The organism is Shewanella sp. SM68 (assembly GCF_025653925.1).
GTDB classification, from domain to species: domain Bacteria; phylum Pseudomonadota; class Gammaproteobacteria; order Enterobacterales; family Shewanellaceae; genus Shewanella; species Shewanella oncorhynchi.
Genome location: NZ_JAKKRU010000001.1, coordinates 254,719 through 273,050, shown reverse-complemented (window position 1 = coordinate 273,050; position 18,332 = coordinate 254,719). Strand labels below are relative to the sequence as shown.

Annotated in this window: 16 protein-coding genes; 12 read left to right on the top strand and 4 right to left on the bottom strand. The window is 42.7% G+C overall.

Annotated elements, in window-relative coordinates:
- Positions 1-26 precede the first annotated feature (26 nt).
- A complete protein-coding gene (locus L5M40_RS01225) occupies positions 27-1,661 on the bottom strand; it encodes a diguanylate cyclase (RefSeq protein WP_263177195.1) in 1,635 nt (544 codons plus the stop codon).
- A gap of 391 nt (positions 1,662-2,052) precedes the next feature.
- Here L5M40_RS01225 and L5M40_RS01220 point away from each other — a divergent pair, with 391 nt between their 5' ends.
- The 5 genes from L5M40_RS01220 to L5M40_RS01200 all read left to right on the top strand — a co-directional run bounded on the left by L5M40_RS01220 (position 2,053) and on the right by L5M40_RS01200 (position 5,846).
- The gene (locus tag L5M40_RS01220; RefSeq protein ID WP_263177197.1) at positions 2,053-2,733 is read left to right on the top strand and encodes a class I SAM-dependent methyltransferase; all 681 of its coding nucleotides are present in this window, start codon (positions 2,053-2,055) and stop codon (positions 2,731-2,733) included.
- Positions 2,723-3,784, top strand: a complete 1,062-nt coding sequence (locus L5M40_RS01215; protein ID WP_263148278.1) for an HNH endonuclease — start codon at positions 2,723-2,725, stop codon at positions 3,782-3,784. The genes L5M40_RS01220 and L5M40_RS01215 overlap by 11 nt, the downstream gene beginning before the upstream one ends.
- 281 nt (positions 3,785-4,065) lie before the next feature.
- Positions 4,066-4,494: a hypothetical protein gene (locus L5M40_RS01210; RefSeq protein WP_219250807.1), complete on the top strand. Its 429-nt coding sequence runs from the start codon at positions 4,066-4,068 to the stop codon at positions 4,492-4,494.
- A gap of 21 nt (positions 4,495-4,515) precedes the next feature.
- Positions 4,516-5,100, top strand: a complete 585-nt coding sequence (locus tag L5M40_RS01205) for a hypothetical protein (protein ID WP_219250806.1) — start codon at positions 4,516-4,518, stop codon at positions 5,098-5,100.
- Between the two features lie 119 nt (positions 5,101-5,219).
- Positions 5,220-5,846, top strand: coding sequence for a Fic/DOC family protein (locus L5M40_RS01200; RefSeq protein WP_219250805.1), 627 nt, complete (start codon positions 5,220-5,222; stop codon positions 5,844-5,846).
- Between the two features lie 3 nt (positions 5,847-5,849).
- Here L5M40_RS01200 and L5M40_RS01195 read toward each other — a convergent pair whose 3' ends face one another.
- Together L5M40_RS01195 and L5M40_RS01190 are read right to left on the bottom strand one after the other, a co-directional pair.
- Positions 5,850-6,005 (bottom strand): hypothetical protein, encoded by a 156-nt coding sequence (locus L5M40_RS01195; RefSeq protein ID WP_173913200.1) that lies wholly within the window; start codon positions 6,003-6,005, stop codon positions 5,850-5,852.
- Between the two features lie 206 nt (positions 6,006-6,211).
- Positions 6,212-7,822: an ABC-F family ATPase gene (locus L5M40_RS01190; protein ID WP_263177198.1), complete on the bottom strand. Its 1,611-nt coding sequence runs from the start codon at positions 7,820-7,822 to the stop codon at positions 6,212-6,214.
- Between the two features lie 675 nt (positions 7,823-8,497).
- Here L5M40_RS01190 and L5M40_RS01185 point away from each other — a divergent pair.
- The 7 genes from L5M40_RS01185 (at position 8,498) to L5M40_RS01155 (ending at position 17,156) form a co-directional block, all read left to right on the top strand.
- Positions 8,498-9,082: a VF530 family DNA-binding protein gene (locus tag L5M40_RS01185; RefSeq protein ID WP_263177199.1), complete on the top strand. Its 585-nt coding sequence runs from the start codon at positions 8,498-8,500 to the stop codon at positions 9,080-9,082.
- A gap of 1,533 nt (positions 9,083-10,615) precedes the next feature.
- Positions 10,616-11,584, top strand: coding sequence for a helix-turn-helix transcriptional regulator (locus tag L5M40_RS01180; protein WP_131524741.1), 969 nt, complete (start codon positions 10,616-10,618; stop codon positions 11,582-11,584).
- Positions 11,581-12,774: an EAL domain-containing response regulator gene (locus L5M40_RS01175; RefSeq protein ID WP_263177200.1), complete on the top strand. Its 1,194-nt coding sequence runs from the start codon at positions 11,581-11,583 to the stop codon at positions 12,772-12,774. Before L5M40_RS01180 ends, L5M40_RS01175 begins: the two co-directional genes overlap by 4 nt.
- A 3-nt stretch (positions 12,775-12,777) precedes the next feature.
- Positions 12,778-13,077 carry a hypothetical protein gene (locus tag L5M40_RS01170; protein ID WP_173496906.1) on the top strand — a complete coding sequence of 100 codons (300 nt, stop codon included), beginning with the start codon at positions 12,778-12,780 and terminating at the stop codon, positions 13,075-13,077.
- Positions 13,067-14,971, top strand: coding sequence for an ATP-binding protein (locus L5M40_RS01165; RefSeq protein ID WP_263177202.1), 1,905 nt, complete (start codon positions 13,067-13,069; stop codon positions 14,969-14,971). The genes L5M40_RS01170 and L5M40_RS01165 overlap by 11 nt, the downstream gene beginning before the upstream one ends.
- 187 nt (positions 14,972-15,158) lie before the next feature.
- The gene (locus L5M40_RS01160; protein WP_168827133.1) at positions 15,159-16,193 is read left to right on the top strand and encodes a GGDEF domain-containing protein; all 1,035 of its coding nucleotides are present in this window, start codon (positions 15,159-15,161) and stop codon (positions 16,191-16,193) included.
- 174 nt (positions 16,194-16,367) lie between these two features.
- Positions 16,368-17,156 carry a CLCA_X family protein gene (locus L5M40_RS01155; protein ID WP_263177203.1) on the top strand — a complete coding sequence of 263 codons (789 nt, stop codon included), beginning with the start codon at positions 16,368-16,370 and terminating at the stop codon, positions 17,154-17,156.
- Positions 17,157-17,296: 140 nt separating this feature from the next.
- Here the strand turns inward: L5M40_RS01155 and L5M40_RS01150 are convergent, their stop codons facing one another.
- Positions 17,297-18,259, bottom strand: coding sequence for a hypothetical protein (locus L5M40_RS01150; protein ID WP_263177204.1), 963 nt, complete (start codon positions 18,257-18,259; stop codon positions 17,297-17,299).
- Positions 18,260-18,332 lie beyond the last annotated feature (73 nt).

The window sequence follows — 18,332 nt, the reverse complement described above, 5'->3', positions numbered from 1 at the left end:
GCTGCAGTGGCTCATTCTGTTTAGGGTTAGTCAGTCGTAGAAACCACGAGCTGATTTCTACCTAAACGCTTAGCTTCGTAAAGGTTTTTATCTGCCAGTAACAGGCAATCTTGAAATTCCTCACATTGATCCGAAAAGGCTAAACCGCCGCTGAGCGTCACCTTAAATTCGACGCCATCTTCAACAAATACGATATGGCTAAAGCTTTCACGGATCGCATTCAACTTGGCAATCGCCAGTGGTTTTTGCATATCTGGCAGCACTAACATAAATTCTTCACCACCGTAGCGGCCGGTAAAGTCAGTTTGACGTAAGGATTGTTGTAACAGGTGGGCAAATGCCAACAACACCTTATCACCACCGGAATGACCATAAGTATCGTTGACCTTTTTGAAGTGATCTAAATCGAACATAGCGATACAAACTTGAGAGTTAATCCGTTTCGCTACGTTAAAACAGCGTCTCGCAGCCACCAGAATTTGGGTATGATTTAGCAGCCCAGTTAAGCTGTCGCGACTAGCCGAACTGCGAATATCATGACCCCGTTGCGCACGGGAAATCACCTGCGCGACGAATAAACTCGGCGCGGTTTGCTTTGAAATTAAGTAATCTGATCCCGCTTGTATGATGCTGACTTTATTCTGCATCGTATCATCAGAGCTCAACACGAGAATTGGGCTCGAGGTGTATTTGTCCAATTGACGGATCATCTTTGCCAGCTCAAGCCCGTTCACTTCGGGCATGTACAAATCGAAGATAAACAAATCAGGCTCAAATTGCTCAAGGGCAGGCAAGACTTGCTCGGCACTCGATAACCCTTTTACCATCAAACCGTGACTGCGTAACAGACTTGAAAAGTAATCCACCATAGATTGTTGATCATCCACCAGTAACACCTTCAAGGGTTGTTTCTCTGACATTTTGAGGGATTGATGGATTTTGCGCACTAATAAAGTGGTCTCAGCAGGTTTGACAAAATATTCGCTGACATTGGCACGAATGGCCAATAGCCGCATGTCAAAATCTCCCCGCGAGGATAAAACAAACACTCGGGTATTATTCTTCTCAAACTCAGTGGCGGCTTCGAACAAGGCCTCTTCAGTCCAATCGGGTAGAATTAAATCTAATAAAATCAGATCGAAGGGCGTTTTATTTTGCACCACCAGAAAGCTCGTGAAATTCAAAAAATGCTGCACACTAAAACCGAACTCTCGCAGCTGCTTTGTGATCATAGCGCCGACATTCCCATCGTCTTCTATGATGGCAATATGGTGCTCATGGCGCGCCTTTGACGGTTTATAGGGGCTTTGCTGCATTTGCGCCTCTACTACTGGCGCCGACGGTTGGCCGCGCATATTGTTTTGTAACAACTGGTGGAAGAGGGTATCTAAGCCTTTGATCGTAGGAAGTTCGGGGGCTGGCGCATTGAGCAGCCCCTTAAGCAGCAACTCCAGTTTATCTACTATGTGTTTGGTATCTGACAACCCAAAGGTCTCGCTCGACCCTTTTAAGTTATGCACCTCTCGGTACACGGCAGACAGCATGTGAGCGTCCCAATTTTTACGCAATGAAATCCACAAGGTAATGATTTGTTTCTTTTTATCCGGCAGTGCATGTAAAAACTGTCGTTTAAGTTGCTCTAACGAATCTTCAAAACTCATAGGCAATAGATATCCTAAATAATTGAGCCCTAGGTCTTAATCTCTATATAGACGCTACGCCAAGACGTTAAAACCCGTTCACTCCAACACTGAAATGGAAACTGCTCTGGAGAAGCATGTAACAGATTCAATCAATTGCACTTATCTTTACACTCACTCATAGAGTGTAAACCACTGCGAAAAAAACGACGGGAAAATGCTGAGATTGCATAGGCATTGATAAGAATATTGGGGCGAATAGCCGAAATCAGCACAGTGATCGCGAGCTGCATAATGCTAAATATTTTATGCAAAACAGCATGATAATGATGACATGTATTTTTTATCAAATACGATTGTGATAAGTTAGCGTCTGTAAAAACAATCACTTGTTGCAAAAGGATCGTTGTCAGTGAGCACAGTGTTTTATAATGACTACGCCGAAATACTCGCGGCACAGTATTTGTCTAAAACCTTTGAAGAAGTGCATTCGAGTTGGTTGCATCATCTTTTGCCTCTACTTACTAAAAATACATTGTCGATATTGGATGTAGGAGCTGGTTCTGGCCGGGATGTGTATTATTTAGCCGAAAAAGCACAGGGCAAAAAGACACAAATTATTGCAGTCGAACCTGCGGTTGTTTTAGCGAAAATGGGGCAGGTGTTAACTCGGGATCTACCCGTGCGTTGGATTGAGGATGGTTTACCTCAGTTGCAAAAAGTGGTTGGCCTAGCGCAACAGTTTGATCTGATTTTACTCAGCGCTGTGTGGATGCATTTATCTCCCTCAGAGCGCCCACTTGCACTAGTAACACTCTCACGCTTACTCAATTCGACTGGACTTTTAGTCATCAGTTTGCGCCATGGCCCAAGCCACGATGCGCGCGTTATGCACCCAGTCAGTGCCGATGAACTGCTCACACTTGCTGCAGATTGTCAGCTACGACTTTTAGATTTGAGCCAAGATGAAACCGATAAACTCGGTCGCTCACAAGTGCATTGGCAGACGTTAGTTTTTACACCCAAACTGATGCCAAACGTAAATGCACCTGAAGCAAGCGTTATTATTCAGGAGCGACTGAATGCCGATTGATGCGAGAAGACAAGTTGAATTTATTAGCTATTTACAACGTCTGTTAGTTGAAGGGGATTTCGTTGCAACTTACAAATTTGCCTTACTGCATGCGATCGCCGATATCTGTATCGAACGGCCATTAATACTCAATGCCGATCCTGCGCTGAAAACCGCCATCAGTATTGATGATTTGGTAGAGAAGTTTATTGAACTTTACTGGCAACACTCTTTGCCTTTTGGTGCCAATGATGGGTATTTTGTCTTGATCCAAAATAGTGGAAAGCAATCAGCCTTGATCAACAGTTTGATTGAACTACGCCATCAAGGTGTTAACAGTCTATCCCAGTTAAAAGCGCATCTTAGTTATCCAGCTTTATTGCGTAAAACGCGCGGTACGTTTAAAGATGGCCCCTTATGGCGCTTACAAAACTTGTCACGTAATGAAGAATGTTTTCTTTATCCCCATGATAAAACGAAAAATTACATCGAGTTGAATCCGGGGATCGCATTTTGCTTCAGGCGATTTCACGATTTAGTGGTGTCATTGGCTCGTACTCAATGGGTACAAAAAATCGCCGAGTTTCCAGCAAATCAGGTCATTATAGGCAGTAAAGGCAATTTAAGTGAGTTTCTGTTTGGTAGCGACAGACAGACGATCACCTATGCTAGACCTGTACTGCTTGATATCCAAAAAGGCCAATGCTTCTATTGCCAAAAATCATTAAAAGAAACAGGCGAAGTGGATCATTTTATCCCTTGGGCACGATATCCTAATGATTTAGGCCATAATTTTGTCCTCGCTCATAGCAGTTGTAATAATCAAAAACGCGATCATCTTGCCGCTCAGCACCATAAAGATAACTGGTATGAGCAAAATATTATCCAGCATGGCCAAACGTTACACTCTGAACTCAGTCGATATTTCGTCTGTGAGAGTGATCGCTCTGAAGCCATTACGACTTGGGCTTATCAGCTTGCAGGACAAAATCGCTCGCCTCTCTGGCTCGATAAAAAGACCTTTGTGCCTTTTAATGCATTAGACAATGACCTGTCAAATACAGCAATTTAGAGCATGCTCACAGTTTTATGGCACTTATTTTTAGCACTCGCCAAGGTAAGCAACTGTGCTGCAATTGAATGAGCAACGCTGCCAAGCTAAAGTAATCGATGAACTATTTACACGTTATCCTGATGGTATCAAACAACTGGATCATGATCGGAAAACGGGGCGTTGATTCAGTTTAAAAATCTTAATTATCTATTTTTAAAGGAAAGGTATGACAGAGTTACTAAAAGGGATTTTTTCAATTTCACTTTTATTGATAATACATGTCTAGTTTTGGAGGTTCGATGATGAAATCGATTTTCTTACTGCCCATATCTGTGCTTGTGCTGATAGGTTGTACAACGCCTAAATCGCCGAGCGAAGTCTATGACGAGTACAATGCTAAGGTACAGCAGGGGATGAGTTATCAAGAGGACAAGGCTTACTATACCCAACGTAAGCAAGCGGATGTTGAGTCTAAGTTCCCACAGTATATGCAGCAGATGAAGCAGTCCCGCGATGAAGTGATCGCATCTTATCTTTCATTTTCAAAAGCCGCTGCCAAGTGCAAAGCACTCACCTTAGTGTCGCAGGTGATAGAAGGGGATACGGCCGTTCTTGAATATGCACAAAAAGATCTCTGTGGTAATGCATCGGAGGCGAATGAAAAACAAAGAATTAGCATGATAAATGAAGGTGGTTGGAAAATTGATGAGCTCCAAATTAGTCTCTAAATCATTTGGAATGTCGTATCTATGACAGGATTTTATGAGTTTTTTAGCCTGCCAAACGGAGTTGAAGTTACTTGCCCCCATTGTGCTGGCTGCGCCACTTTTACCTTTGCCCATGTTTTTCGTTTAGAGAAAAAAGATGTGCATTTATTTGAGGGTAGGCAGTTTGAGATCAAGCTGTTTAATCAAAGATTTGCCCATAAATGGCCTGGAGTACTGTTTTTCCCTCCGCTATTGGATGCTTCTTGGCGGGAAAAATTGCCAGAAAAATACCAAGGTACTTCGACTTGGGAACATAGGGCAAACAGTGCTTTTACAGATGGTACAGATCTTGGTCTTATTTGTTGTTATCAGTGTATGGCAAAACAGAAACATCGACTTGAATGGCCCAATGACGCATTTTATTCCCTTGAGTTTAAAGGTCATTCACTTTGGGCATTTAATAAACAGATGATGCTTCAGATCCGTGATTATATTCAGGCCAAAGATCGCGATGCGGTATTCGAGTCTGAGCCGATAGTCATTCGACATTTGCCGACAATTTTTAAACTGGCTAAAAATCGTGAGATATTGGTTAAAAAAATTAATAAGCTAATTTATAGCCCATAGTTTCTACATACCTATTTCAAAGACTTGTGTGGTCAATCTCATCGAGTAGTTGTGTTAAGTTGTCTGTGACTCGGATATTTGCTTTTCTATTAGTTATTACAGTTAGCGGGTCTATTATCATGTCGAAATATCATATTGGCACTACCGAGGATGAATTCGAACCCGGTTCCGGCGGCCATATACTTCGTAACAAACTCGCGATAACCGATGAAGAGGATATGGCAGAGGTAGAGACTCAGTTGTTACTAAAGCTTTATGAGTACGTGTTTCAATCTGGTGTTATTGAAAGCGAGCATCTATCGGTTGGTATGCTCTTTGAGTGGCATCGAAAATGGCTCGGTAATGTTTATTACTGGGCTGGTGAGCGGCGTACAGTCAATATGGGAAAAGGTGGTTTCGAATTTACGGCAGCGGCTCAAATACTTAAGTCTCTCACTCAGTTTGAAAAGGAATATTTAAGCAAGTTCAATGGTTTAAATTCGTTTTCTAGAGATGAAGTTGTGAGTTACTTGGCTGAAAGTCATGTGGAATTTATCCTAATTCACCCATTTAGAGAGGGAAATGGACGTTTGTCACGTTTGATACTCGATGTGATGGCAGTAAAGGCGGGTTATCTCCCACTTGATTATGGGATTTGGGAACAAAATAGAGATTTTTATTTTAAGTCAATTCAAGCAGGGTTGGGTGGGGATTATCAACATATGGCTCGTTTGGTAAACGATGTGCTCAGCGCTAAAAACGAATGAAGTTTAGGCTAAGGTCAAATGACTGAAACGGCTTTTTTTGGCCTTCAATTTTGCTTCAACTTCAGCCGTAGTTTTACCCGTCTCAATAGCGGTTGAACTGGCCACAGCGCGATAGAGTCGATTTTGAGTCACTTGTGTGTTTTTTGATTTAGTTTTCATAGGATCAACCTCAATTAAGTGCATGAATTATAGCACTCTAGATAACGAATAGACAGCTGTGTATCCAAGGCCCAAAGCAGCAATACTTCATGTTTTACCAATCATATCGCTCTTTAGATATCGATAAAAAGTCGTCAGTAGGTTCTCCAATGACGACTCTTTTAATCAAGCTGACATAGCCGATTAAGGTTTATCAAAGCACAACATTACGCGCTCTTTCTCGCTTCCATTCCAGCTTGGCTTGAAAGGTACTCATCGAAAGTGCCTTGGAAGTTAATCACTTTTTTATCTTTAATATCAATGATACGTGTTGCGAGTGACGATACAAACTCACGGTCATGACTGACGAATATCAAAGTGCCTTCAAAGTCTTTCAACGCATTATTGAGTGCTTCGATGGCTTCCATGTCCATGTGGTTAGTCGGTTCGTCCATGATTAGCACATTGATGTCTTGCATCATTAACTTACCGAATAACAAGCGGTTTTTCTCACCACCTGAACAGTTACGGGCTTTCTTGTTCGCGTCATCTTCGGTGAACAGCAGACGGCCTAACATGGCGCGTACCATAAGATCGTTGTGCTTAGGTTGGCGCCACTGTGACATCCAATCCATTAACGTGTAGTCATTATCAAATTCGTCACTGCTGTCTTGTGGACAGTAGCCGATTGATGCGTTTTCTGACCACTTGATCACGCCTTTATTATGCTCTAAATCATTGACTAAGCAGCGTAGGAAAGTGGTTTTACCCACGCCGTTTTCGCCGATAATCGCTAATTTTGCACCGGCTTCGAGGATTAAGTCGCCGCCTTCGAATAGCAGCTCACCATCAAACCCGTGGGCCAAATCTTCGAGGATCAGTGCTTGGCGATGCATTTTCTTGCCGGCATCGAAACGAATAGAAGGGTGAATACGGCTTGAGGATTTCACTTCATCAAGCTTGATCTTGTCCATTTTTTTCGCGCGCGAGCTGGCTTGTTTTGCCTTAGATGCGTTGGCACCGAAGCGGTTGACGAAGTCTTGCAGTTCTTCGATTTCAGCACTTTTCTTGGCGTTGCCCGACAATAATTGCTCGCGGATCAAAGAGGATTGGGCGAGGAAGTATTCGTAGTTACCTGGGTAAATGCGCAGTTCGCCATAATCGATATCGGCCATGTGGGTACAGACGGCATTCAAGAAATGCCTATCATGGGAAATAATGATCATGGTGCATTTACGTTTGTTCAACTCGGCTTCTAACCAGCTAATGGTATGAATGTCCAAGTTGTTGGTTGGTTCGTCGAGCAGCAGAATATCAGGGTTGGCAAATAGCGCTTGTGCCAACAGGACCCGCAGTTTCCAGCCCGGTGCCACTTGTTGCATTAGGCCGTAATGGAAAGATTCTTCAATACCCGCTTCGAGCAGGATTTCACCGGCGCGGCTTTCGGCGCTGTAGCCATCCATTTCGGCAAATTCACTTTCAAGATCGCCAACACGCATACCATCTTCTTCGGTCATATTTGGATTAGCGTAAATTGCATCGCGTTCCTGTTTGACTTTCCACAGGGCTACATCCCCCATGATCACCGCATCGATCACACTGTATTGTTCAAACGCGAACTGATCTTGGCTTAGGGTACCGACTTTTAAGCCGGGCGTGATGGACACATTCCCAGAGGTTGGCGCTAACGCTCCGCTGAGGATCTTCATAAAGGTCGATTTGCCACAGCCATTCGCGCCGATCAAACCATAGCGGTGACCGTTGCCAAATTTCGCTGAAATGTTTTCAAACAATGGCTCAGGGCCAAACTGCATCGTGATGTTCGCGGTAGAGATCAAAGGAGCTTTCCTAGGTATTTGCTAACGGGGATTGTGACAAACAAGCCTCAAAATGAAACATGCGCTTCACCCACTCTAAGCCAAAACATTAAAGTTGGGATAATAAGGTCGCGGAGTATACAGACTAAGGGCTAAAGATGCGAGCAAGGATGTGATGCGCAGCTATAAATCGAGCCGTTTCAGTTGCGTTTATTTTGAGGTTGACTCAAGGCATCAGCGGATCATAGGTAAAATTTAGAAACGGGTTTGAGCTTGATGCTGAGTTCATACCTGTTAGCGTGATATCGCGGATATGTAGATTAAAACCGTCAGCTGCGGCGTATTTTCTTTGCCCTAAAGCCGATACCAAACCTCGCTAGCGCAAATAAAAGAAGGCGTTTAGCTTATTTACCGTTATTATTCCCGCAGTTTTGTCGAGCAGCAGATTTTACGGCTAATATTTAATGGCTCTGTTTGGAGGCTTTAGGCCCTTAAGATTTAAGATCTAAGCATCACGAGTAACAAGGCTTAACGCCCTATGCTATTGCCGTAACAACGTCAGTGGCTCATGACTTCATAACTTGAGTGATTTCTCTAATCGCGAGTTTTAGTAGCGAATTGAGTCACTCGTTTAACAACTCAAAACCGTAAACTAATACAGTAAAATCAGCCAATAGGGCTGAACTTGGAATTCCCATGATTGAAGAGCAACAGAACAACCCGTTACACGGCCTCAAACTCGAGACAATGATCACTGAGTTAGTCGATTTTTATGGCTGGAAAATTTTATACGCGGCATTAAAGCTAGGTTGCTTTAACACCAACCCGACCATTGAGGCCTGTATTATTTTCCTCAAGAAGACTGAGTGGGCGCGGGAGAAAGTGGAAAATTTTTACCTGTATCGATTCAAGCGTATGCCTAAAGCCGTCGGTGAGCAGTTTGATCTTAAGCCACGCGAACGAGGTTTTGCCTCAGGTATCGCGCCGCGTAAACCGATGGAACTCACCATAGAATCTATCGCTAAAATGCAGGCACAAGCCAGCGCCGAGTACGAAGCGGGTAATAAACGTCCCAACTCTGGTTATGGCTCAGGTAAGAGCTTTGGTAGTGGTTCAGGTAAAAGCTCAGGCAAAAAACCTACGGGGGGACGTGGCACCGGCTCTGGATATGGTTCATCGAATAGCAACTTACAGCGCCGAAACGAACCCAGAAACGATGAACGTTCAGGACCAAGCCCATCGACGGATGACAACGATCCGTGGGGCACTAAACGCGGCTAATCCCATGTCTGTCGGATTGTGTGGGCATGGTTTTTCACAGGCGTTAGTTTTATATTCGTTATTTACAGTGACTAGCCTCAGCTTGCTATTTTCGTACCCGTAAAAAATTAGCTCTGGTATGAGTTAGCTTTTGTAAGAGTTGTTTTGAAGTCATGGCTCTAGTTGTATGATAGAACATCTGATTTATCGCCTGATTTAAAGAGAAGAGGTTAGCTGTTGAATACTGCTAACCTCTTTTTTTATGATTAACTATTCACTTTATTGCATTAAGGTGAGAAAAATATCGGGGGTTATAGTTTTAGATTTGCATATCAAGTGCATAACCAGTTAATTCATCAATTTGCAATCAGATGGTGCCGGTTGCTCATGTTTACGACCACTACCAGCGCCTTCTCTAACACCTGTGCTTCATACTTTGTGCCTTTTTTCATCTTAGTCTGCTAAATGTCCAGAGTTAACGTCAAGGTGTTTGACGATACAGATCCAAGGTAACCATTTAAATGTTTGATTATCATTGGGTAAGTAGTTTTAGCCGTCTTGCTCCACCAGCATTCTCTGTTGCCAAACGCCGCTGCCGACTTGCAGATGCGTAACGGTCAAACCATAGGTTTCGGCGCTGCCGTCATTCAGTGCCAAGGGATATGTCAATCACTACTATATGCGAACTGCGGTTAGGCTTAGCGGCTGGTATTCTTTTGTGTCTAATGCGGGATAACTTAAGCTTGTTTGACATAGCTGAAAAACTGACAATGAGCCCAGCCACCTTAAAACGGCGTTTGGCCGAGATGGATTTAAACTTTGGCCAACTTGCCGATACTTGCTGATTAGACCCGTTTAATCAAAGCACGCTATAACTTGGCGACACCTGCGCAAGATGCCCACAGTATTGCCACTTCTTTATCCTTCAGCGACGCCAGTGATTATAGGCGTTCCTCTAAACGCTGGACTGGCCAATTACCCACTTATTTTCGCAGCTGGCTTGCTTAAGCCGTAAGCTATTAAAAACTATCCTAGTAATATCTCTAAGCTGATACTGTCGCGGTTTGCCTATTCCAAACGTGAATAACCATGCGTGAAAAATGTGGTTCAGTGAGAATAATCCCGAAGTTATATCCAAAATTTTGAATATTTAGCGCATAAATAATCAATTTGGCGTTTTGTGGCCATTGCTGGTGAATCTTATATTTTATGCGGTTTTATAGGAGAGTCTGTTGATTGCGGTTTTATCTATGATGCAATGATTTAACCGAACGAATAACTAGACACTTTTTTCCATCGCTTTTTTGACTGTGCCATGGTCTCAGATAAACAATGGCATTTATACTCGTTTTCCTATTGCAAAAAACGTGGTGAATAAAAGGCTGAGATGGAGGAACTGAGTGATGAGTGACGAAAAAATCACTGGACTTTATTTCATCGAGAAACTTCAACGCATTTGGATTACATTTAGACATCCAGAGCCAGTAGATGACATCGACCATAAGACGTATATGGAGCTGCTAGATAAAATAAAAAATTCAGATGGAACGCGATATGATTTGTACACCTATCTCCTATCAAAGCAAAACAAGTGCACAGACATTCTCCAATTTCTTAAAACACACCAGAACTGAGAATAATCTATCTCAAGAAGATTTATGTAGTCTGCTCAGGCAAAAAAGCTGCCTGTTCGATATGTTAGACTCCATCACTATTAGCCGTTGGGAGCGGGGAGTTAACATTCCATCCCTAGCTAAACAGTCTGAAATCGTTGAAATATTTGGCTCTGAACTATTTGATATTTATCGGGAGGACAAAAAATTCATCAACGAAGGTTTAGCGTTAATTAACCTTTTTGAATCGACCATAGAACGCAGTGATCATCCGTACTACCGTAATACTCCTTATCGTGTCGAGTTTATCGAAAGCCACCATCAAAACTTTATGACCCTGCTGCAACTTAGCTTGATTTATGAAAGTAACCCACGTTTATCCTTTGTGAGCCGTAAGTTGTCTCAACCTTTTTTTCGTGGACTCTCATTGGTGGTGGCTTTTAGCTTTGGGGATCAAATCATTGGACACAGTCTATTCTGCCGCACTCAAGGCAAAATTGCCCTCGAATTTATGAATGATGAGGTGGACTTGTTTGAGGTCATTAACCATAACAGTCAAGCTTTGCCAGATACCTTAATGGTGTTCTCCTCCTTTGGTGTAACGCCTTATATTGAAAATTATATGATGTCTGTTTATCTCAATGAATTGGCCACGAGTCGCTCACTTAAGTTTTTGAGTTTTAATATCTGTGATGAGTCACTAAAACGAAAATTGACGCAATTTAAGTTGCCCATATTCAAAGTGAGAACGATAGAAGGCGGCTTCAAACCAGTCAAAAACTATTCGTTTTTCTCCAGTCGCACAGAAGTCATGGCGAATCGTAATTTACTCAAGCTTTCTGTTATCCCTACATCCAAATCACAGACGATCGATCCCATTTTCTTTATGCAGTTAGAGACCAATATATGAATATTCTCATCATAGATGATCAACGCTTTATTAGAGAAACCATGAAAGCTGATATCCATAAGTACTTAGCAGAGGACAATGTGGAGATCTATGAAGCCAGTAATGGTAATCAAGGAATTGAACTGATCTTAGCTGTAGAAGCAAAACTTGATTTAGTCATTTTAGATTTAAAAATGGATCAAGGTGACGGTATTGCGGTGATTAATATGTTGGCCTCCGAGCCCCGATTTACAGCCATTCCGATTGCGGTGATAAGCTCCTCGGATAAACGGACTTTAGAACTGGTGGATAGCATTATCACGGGTTTGAAACTCAACTTGCTTGGCGTATTTGCTAAACCTATCAATGTGAATGACATTTTAACGCCATTGCTAGACGCCTCCGACGATAGAAACCTTGCCCATCAACATGAGTCTATCGTGCAAGACATGGCGGTGAATATCAATGTGCGGCAATTGCTCAAAAATGAACAATTAATTTTGTGTTATCAGCCTAAGATTAACCTTAAAACAAAGGCGATCATCGGTTTTGAAGTGCTTTCGCGGCTTTGCGATCAATCCAATGGCTATATTTATCCCGACGTTTTTTTGCCATTGGTGAATCTGCAGGGGCTAAATAGCTTGTTTTCGCGGATGGTTATTTCCCAAGCATTGCAATGTTGGTCGCGCCAACCGTTATTAATGGCGTTTGCCCTGTCGATTAACATTACCGCAGATGATTTGACCTGTGATGAACTCATTGAGTACATCATCGAATGTGGTCGTGAGTATAAACAAATCCATTTGATTTTAGAGCTCACCGAATCACAGGAAATCATTAACCAAGATAGAGTACTTAACTCAATTGCACGGCTGATCATCAATAATATTGATATTTCCCTCGATGATTTCGGTAAAAGTTATTCTACCTATGATCGTCTTGATGCCATTCCCTTTAAAGAGATCAAAATTGATAAAAGTTTTGTCTCCGATATGGATATCAATCACCAACATTATCTCATCGTAGAATCCACCATCGCGCTTGCGCAGAAGATGCACGTAAAGGTGGTTGCAGAAGGCGTTGAGACAAGTGCAATAGAGTTAATTCTCTCTGAGTTGGGGTGTGATGTTGCCCAAGGTTATTTGTACAGCCCCCCGATTGAAGGTCGTTATCTTATTGATTGGATTGCTCAATATAATAGGAGTGCCTAATGTATGAATGCTAATACTGAGTTACCCAAGGCCTTATCTGTATTCTTTGAGCAATACAGCCAAGAACAGCAATCGCGACTGCGATTGACACTGATTGCTGAATTACAGCGAATGCGACTTGGGCTAGAACAATATGAGTCCTCTGACAGTATTGAAGGCCTGAAACATCAATTTACGGGTATTGCGCGCTACTTGCAGCTTAAAGATATGCTGTCTGTCATGGATGTTTGCGAGCGAGAGCAGTTTGAACATCAGTTATGCAGCTTGCTAAAGGCCGTAATGGATTACGCTAATGAGCTTTAAATATAGCGCTTGTATCAATATGTTCAGTGGCTTATGGGTCACTCTGTTGGTGCTGTGGTTAACCTTGTCCCACTCACGTTATGAATTTGACTCCATTTACAATAAAAAAGCAGAAGCGGTTTTTACTTCTTCACGGGATATGTTCTTACAACATGAAATTATGTTGGATGCGCTAAAATCGTTTTTTTATGCTTCGAGTGAGGTAACGTCACAGGAATTTGAGGTTTTTGCTAAGGACTTACTGAAGATCAAATCTGCTGTCGCTTTTACACTGACCTCCGAACTTGAACTGGCCTATATCTCTGATCAGACAATGGCGCCAGAACTTAAGCCACTTAAATTAGTCAAGAATAGTAAAGGGGAACTTCAGGCTAGCCTTGCCGATTACACGTTAGCGGTTGTTAATATCGATGGGCCTAATATGCTTTATTTAGTCTATGCCATTTCTCACCAGCGGATATTAGCGCGGATTGAGCAGGAGCAAGGTGTATGTATTAGCTATCAATTTGAACAATCGTTATTGCAAAGTTCATCCTGTAACCATGAGTTTCCCACAGGCATATTTTCAATGTTTAGCTACTCAGATAGCCGAACTTTGGATATTCCTGGATACCAAACCCGTGTAGATTTACGCATAGAATATCAAGTGCCACAAAAAGAGGTTGTCGAGCTAATCGTGATTATCTTATTGATTGCTTCTCTTGGTATTACTCTGTCTTTTCTTTTGTACTTTAAGTCTAAAAATCAGCATATTGTAGAGCAGATTAAGCTCGATAATCGATCTAGATTAGCAGTACTTTCCAGCATAAATCATGAGATCCGCACTCCTATCAATGCCATTCTTGGCTACAGTCGCATGTTAAAAAAAGCGCGCTCACAGCCACAAAAACTGGACGAAATTATCGATAAAATGACCTGGTCAGCTAACTTACTTTACTCGGTTGCCGAAAATACGTTGAATTACAGTAAGGCTGAAGCTGGGCAGTTAAAATTGAATCGGCATTTAGTCAATTTGCACGAATATCTGAGCAATATTGAGGATTACTATCGTGCTTTTAGTGCGACATCGGGTAAACGTTTACAGGTTGTCGTGAATGAGTCTTTGCCGAAGTTTATCGAGCTCGATGGGACTAAGTTATTCCAACTCATGACGAACATTATCAATAATGCCTTTAAATACAGTACGGGTAGCGAAGTGCATTGTTATATGGACTTACGCCTTAAACGTCACCATAAAGACCATAGTCCTATGCTTAGGGTACTGATCCGCGATTTTGGCGAGGGAATGTCAAAGGAAGCACAGCGCGCTTTAGTTGATCCCTTTATGCACGCATCTAACTCATATACAACAACATCGGGCATGGGATTAGGACTCTATACTTGTAATCGATTGCTTGAGCAAATTGGCGGTAAGTTTATGTTGCGCAGTCAAAAGGGCAAAGGCACCACAGTGCTGTTACATTTTCCCTGCCAACTTACCGAGGTGAAAGAACGATTAACGATTCAATATGATCAACAAAAAGTGTTAATCATAGATGATAATCTGTTTAACCTTGAGATTTGCAAAGCCATGCTAGAGCACTATCATTTTCAAACCTTCAGTGTTGATAACGCAGCGCAAGCACTTAAGATGTTGATTCACTCATTGCCACATATTGTTATTGTGGATTACCGTTTACAAGATATGAATGGCTTGCAACTTATCAAACAGATGCAACAAACATTACAAAACCTTGCCAGTGATACCCAGATTGAGCATCACTGTCGCTTCTTTTTACTTTCAGCTAATGATAGCGATGATATTCCTGAGTTAGCATTATTCCCTGAGGTACATTTCATGCAGAAACCTTTTAGTGCTGAAATATTTCTCAGTAAATTGGCCGTAAAATCGTAAATTATCAAAGTATTGGATCTGATTTTTAAAGCTTATTTGCCGAATGTGTGGGATTTATATCGCGGTAGAGCCAATCCCGTTGCGGTAATATGGGGGTAAAGACAAAGACGCTGTGATTAGTGTAGAACGCTGCTAATCTAAACATGTCGGAGATCTTCTCTAAAAGCGTCATTGCTAGGAATAATCGATGGAAAAAGAATCTCTTGAGTCTGTTTACCCCTTTTTAACCGAAGCCTTACGGCTAAGCGAGAATGGCCTCGCTGTTTTGGACAAGCACAATCATTTTATCTTTTATAACCATACCTTTGCGAAAATGTTTGGTTTTGTTGATCAAGACATGGCTGGCCGGCATTTTGACGACATGATGCACTTTGCCTTTACCCATAAGCAAGGGCCTAAAATTGATCATGAAACCATAGAGGAATGGCTTGAACTTATTCATGCGAATCAACGTAAATCAGCTTTTCGACGTTTTGAAGTGGATCTGGTCGACGGTAGCTGGTTGCAACTTTCTGAGCAGGTTTATCACAATGGCGATATGGTCATTGTTTGCACCGATATTACCCAGTTAAAACAGGTCGAATTTGCCCTAAGGAATGCGCAGACTGAGTTGAATCGACTCGCACTCACCGATGAATTAACCGGTATTGCCAATCGACGGCATTTTTTCCAGCAGTTAGAGCATGAAATCAAACGCTTGAGTCGTCTACAGTTACCTTTGTGCCTGGTCATGATGGATATTGATTATTTTAAACTCGTTAATGATCGCTATGGGCATCAAGTGGGTGACAAGATACTGCAGCATTTTACCCAATTTATCAGTGCTCGTACGCGCCCATACGATATCTTTGGTCGCTTCGGCGGTGAGGAATTTGCGCTATTACTGCCAGAAACGTCGGTCGATGTCGCGCAGAAAATTGTGACGCGTATGATGTTAGCGCTTGCGAATGAAGATATTTCAGCGATAGTCGCCGATTTTCACTATCAATTTTCGGCAGGAGTGAGTGCGTTAACACCTGTAATTACTCATCATGCCATCGAAGAAAACAGCGGTATTTTAGCGCTTCAGTCTGTGCCTTCACCGATTGAAATCGGGAGTCAGTGCCGTTCAGATGCTGAAAAGCTGGTGGCCGAGGCCGATAAAGCCTTGTACCACGCTAAAACTACGGGGCGAAATCGTGTCGTGGTTTGGGATGATGTGATATTAACGGCTAAAGCTTAACGAACCCTGTGGTTGTCGAAATCTAAGCATCGCGATACCAAACCAAGAGTAAGCGCTGCTTGGCTCCTATTCTTAACTTGATATTGTACTTAATGCAGCGTTTTGTTCCTCTGTCTTTTAACCTAAAATAGCCAGCTTAATGTGTCTCTCACTGCATAGGGTTCAAGGTAAGCCGTGTTAATCAATCAGCAATATAACCGCTATGGACCCGATTATCGATTTGGTGAGCAAGTCACTTTTCTTGATATTAAACAAACCTTTGGTTTTAGCCATGTGCGTGTTGGCCGTTGGGTGACGCGGGATGAATCGCGCATTGCTGCGGATTTAGTGTTTGATTCGCTCGCCGATCTGGCCTTTATCTTAAAATTGCCACCTTTGACTTTAGGGCTGCGGGAAACCGTCAGCCTGGCCTTTGGTCATGGCGGCCAAAAGGGCGTTCAGGCCCATTATGCACCCGCGACCCGAGAGTTGGCATTGGCTAAAAATGCAGGTGCAGGTGCTTTAGCCCATGAGTTTTGGCATGCGTTTGACCATTATATTGCCGCTAAATCATTCAAACCTACTAATAAGCGGTTTCAGTGTGCGAGCGATCTTTGGCTATCCGATCTGCCCATCATAGAGCATCCATTAAATGCTCGATTATCTGAGATCTTCAAAGTGACATTGTTGAGTGGACAGGGTGATGAGCCCCATGATTATGTTCGCCGAGCGATTGCATTAGATAAAAAACATGGGATGCAGTACTTCTCTCGGCCAACGGAGATGATGGCGCGAGCATTTGAAGCCTGTATTGAATCTTATACTGATATTTCGAATCCGTATTTAGTGTCGGGAACCCGTTTTTCAGCAATGGCAAAGGAGGGGGCTTATCCCGATGAAGCCCACAGAAAAGTGATTTTTCAGGCGCTGATCAATTACTTTGAACCGCTGGGGATCGCATTGGGTAAAAATTTCCTTAACTAGGGTGTGTTGACGTTTTGAGTCATGCATTTAAACAGAGGTTGGTTTAGCGTCGCTAGAGGGCAAGGTAAAAGGTAAAACGACATTCGCCTTAGGTATTTTGAATGTGTTTTGAATGCGAATGGCAGTGGACAGGGGGAGGGTCAAGAGTCGTTTGAAGGCTGATTGCCAATTAAGCTCGCGTGCTTAGTTGACAACGTTTGCCAACAATAGGCCAAACTATGGCGAATCGCATCAAGATATTGAGATGCCTGAGTATCCATTAAATACCAATAGCTAGGTTTTGATTCAGGCATGTGGTTGAAAAATAAAGGTTCAGCATTGATGAGCTGGCTAGGGTGAGCAAATTGTAGCCAAATATTAATGGGTGTATGCGCCAGTGTGATTAGCCATTCAAGTTGCATCTGCCGCGTGGGTGGATTTAGCGCATCTGCGATTAATAAGCTCGGCTCTTGTAAACGCACAAGTAAATCAAATGGATTACCTGCGTTTATCCTAGGTGCGACTTGGCATGGTTGCATTTGGTTTATTGCGGATAGGCGAGGTAAAAATACGGACGCTAAGCTAAATTCAGGCCAGTCGAGCGATGGTACCAAAGCCTGGGCAATCCGTCGTTCGCCTAACCAATTATGCACCATGCAAGGTAAGTGATCGTCAGACGGTAAATCATTGGGTCTTGATAAACTCGGAAACAGCGACATCCGCTGCACTTGCACATGCTGAGACAATTGCTGCATCAATACGATTGTGGTTAAGCCAGATGAAGGCCAGCAACCGAGTTTAGGGGTTAATTCAATCGCGACTTGTGTCAAGGCTTGGGTAAGCAGACCACTTTGTGGATGACCTTGTACCACAAAGGCATATTTTGATTCAGCAAAACCACCGTTGGCGATATTCACTATCTGATTATTTACATTGCTGTTTTCAGCCCATTGAGTACCGTTAAAAATAAATGTCGTACCTGTGGTTGCAGGCTGCCAATCGCCAGAAGCATTACCAATAACGGTCACTTGCTCAAAGGCAAGGGTGCCCGCTAGAGCTTGCAGATCTAATTTAGCATGTGGCATCTGCAAATGTTGATGCATGTGGGTGTGAGACTTAGGCATAGGCGGAACATCTGTTTTACGAACTCAAAATGGACTTCATTGTAATGGATTATCCCCCTGAGCCCAAAGGGTT

What these genes read in the sequence shown, in the direction of transcription:
- L5M40_RS01215 (WP_263148278.1), top strand. Translation starts at nt 2,723, where the DNA reads ATGCCGATTGATGCGAGAAGACAAGTTGAATTTATTAGCTATTTACAA.
- L5M40_RS01210 (WP_219250807.1), top strand. Translation starts at nt 4,066, where the DNA reads ATGATGAAATCGATTTTCTTACTGCCCATATCTGTGCTTGTGCTGATA.
- L5M40_RS01150 (WP_263177204.1), bottom strand. Translation starts at nt 18,259, where the DNA reads ATGCCTAAGTCTCACACCCACATGCATCAACATTTGCAGATGCCACAT.
- L5M40_RS01160 (WP_168827133.1), top strand. Translation starts at nt 15,159, where the DNA reads ATGGAAAAAGAATCTCTTGAGTCTGTTTACCCCTTTTTAACCGAAGCC.
- L5M40_RS01180 (WP_131524741.1), top strand. Translation starts at nt 10,616, where the DNA reads ATGATTTGTACACCTATCTCCTATCAAAGCAAAACAAGTGCACAGACA.
- L5M40_RS01200 (WP_219250805.1), top strand. Translation starts at nt 5,220, where the DNA reads ATGTCGAAATATCATATTGGCACTACCGAGGATGAATTCGAACCCGGT.
- L5M40_RS01170 (WP_173496906.1), top strand. Translation starts at nt 12,778, where the DNA reads ATGAATGCTAATACTGAGTTACCCAAGGCCTTATCTGTATTCTTTGAG.
- L5M40_RS01205 (WP_219250806.1), top strand. Translation starts at nt 4,516, where the DNA reads ATGACAGGATTTTATGAGTTTTTTAGCCTGCCAAACGGAGTTGAAGTT.
- L5M40_RS01175 (WP_263177200.1), top strand. Translation starts at nt 11,581, where the DNA reads ATGAATATTCTCATCATAGATGATCAACGCTTTATTAGAGAAACCATG.
- L5M40_RS01185 (WP_263177199.1), top strand. Translation starts at nt 8,498, where the DNA reads ATGATTGAAGAGCAACAGAACAACCCGTTACACGGCCTCAAACTCGAG.
- L5M40_RS01225 (WP_263177195.1), bottom strand. Translation starts at nt 1,661, where the DNA reads ATGAGTTTTGAAGATTCGTTAGAGCAACTTAAACGACAGTTTTTACAT.
- L5M40_RS01165 (WP_263177202.1), top strand. Translation starts at nt 13,067, where the DNA reads ATGAGCTTTAAATATAGCGCTTGTATCAATATGTTCAGTGGCTTATGG.
- L5M40_RS01195 (WP_173913200.1), bottom strand. Translation starts at nt 6,005, where the DNA reads ATGAAAACTAAATCAAAAAACACACAAGTGACTCAAAATCGACTCTAT.